Raw genomic sequence first — 2,000 nt, forward strand, 5'->3', positions numbered from 1 at the left:
GCGTAACCGCCGTTACCGTAGATGTCGTTGCCGTTAATGACTGGGTTTGCGTAGTTGTGAAGACTTATACCGTAATCATCATTATTGATGATGCTATTTCCGCTTATCTCGAACGCCTCGCTACCGTTGTTTTCGTAGTAGCTGATAAACACACCTGCACCATTACCTTCTATTTGGTTACCTACAATAGAAGGCACAATGTAACCACTGATATACAAACCAACACTGCTGTAGTAGTCATCTTGGCCATTATTCGTAATGGTATTGTTGTGCACCGTCGCCCGCGTCGTATTGGATTCGCTATAAAGACGTATGCCTGAACCACTGTTGGCATCGACAACGTTATCACTTACATCAATAGTGTTATGATTACTTAGCGTGAGGCTTATACCGTTGCCACTGTTATCGCTTACCGTATTACCCGTGACCGTCGCCGTATAATCATTCGCGTTATTACCCCACGAATAACTGTAGCCATAAATACCTTCACCTTGGTTGTGACTGATAACGTTATCCGTTATCGCCACGTCACCATCTAAATACTCTAGCTGTATACCACCATTGCCATTGTAAGTAATGGTGTTGCCATGCAACGTAACGTCATCAAGACTGTAAAGATAAATACTTGAACCATTATTCTCAATGGTGTTGTTGTTAATTGCCCACGTTGCGTTGCCGTAGTTAGCCGTTAGTGCATAACCGGCGTTGTCGTGAATATGGTTGTGTGACACCGTCACCGTACTGTCATTGTACGTGTCAAAAATATTGAGTGCTTGGCGGTTGTTCGCCAATTCACTATGGGTAACGCTAAATACGTCATCGTTGTAGATGCTATACGTTTCTATGCCGTAGTCGCTATATTCCATTCGCATATGCGTAGCACTTAACGAACCGCTATTAATACGAATACCGCCCCAGTCACCCATTTCGCCGTTACGGTTGCTGCTGGTCAATATCACCTTTTCATCTTCGCTGCCCGCGACAACCACGTTACCGTCTATCAATAACTCACTGTCATAAGGGTTTTGGCCATCAGATGTGTCGTCACTATTCGCTAAGAACAACACTTCTACGCCTGCCATAATGGTTAACGTGACATCTGATGAAACGGTAATATCGCCCGTAATAAGGTAAGGGCTATTCTCTTTTGTCCACACCGTGTCTTTGATTAACGTTGCGCCTGGCAGCACCGTGGCCGCATACAGCGCCGTGGTACGCACTTGCTCTGCATCACCCCAATCACCTGCTGCATCATTATAAACCGCCGTGATCAAGTCGCCCGTTTGGATATCAAGCAGACCATCGCCTTCTACCGCTGTCGCCGCTTCATTGACCGCAATGCTACCGGTAAATACGCCGCTATCCACATCCGTTTCGGTAAGCGTAACGGTTTCACCTACAATCGTACCCGCGGTAGTTGAGAACGTGAAACTATCACCCGTGTTAAACCCAATTGTGCCTGCGTCTATCTTAAAGCGTACTTCGCTGTTGTCGGTCACATAGGCTTTATCGTTTGCATAGATATCATATTGCCTACTTTGTAAGCCCGACTCACTACCCGTGACGATAAATGAATATGAGTTGACCGCCGTGACGGTCCACGCTTCCGTTAGCGTATCGTAGCCTGTGCCCACAATGCGCAATGTGCCATCACCAACGTTATTCTTCCCAGCAGCTGGCAGAGTATGGCTTGGTTTATTGCCGGTATCTTCTGTCTCACTGGTCACTAATACCGTAATGCTGTCAACGTCTGACGTGCTGACGTTACCATCTACATCTGTCAAGCTAAGATAAATTGTTGCTCCACTTTCGTAGGTTTGCGCCACATTACCTTCACTGTCTATCAGCACGAGCTCGCCTGTCGAGGTTTGCGAAGTAGGTGTACCACCTGTCGTAATACTGCCGTTTAACCAGCCTGAGTAATTTACGCCTCCGGTCGCACTATTTTCACTGCCATCATAAATGAAGCTTAACGCTTTAGGGTTATCCCCTTCATTCAT

At 46.4% G+C, this 2,000-nt stretch carries 1 protein-coding gene; it reads right to left on the reverse strand.

Annotation, left to right across the window (positions count from 1 at the left end):
* The coding region (locus C6Y39_RS03935) for a right-handed parallel beta-helix repeat-containing protein (protein ID WP_146128588.1) at window positions 1–2,000 on the reverse strand (2,000 nt) is incomplete at both ends.

This window comes from Alteromonas gracilis (assembly GCF_002993325.1).
GTDB classification, from domain to species: domain Bacteria; phylum Pseudomonadota; class Gammaproteobacteria; order Enterobacterales; family Alteromonadaceae; genus Alteromonas; species Alteromonas gracilis.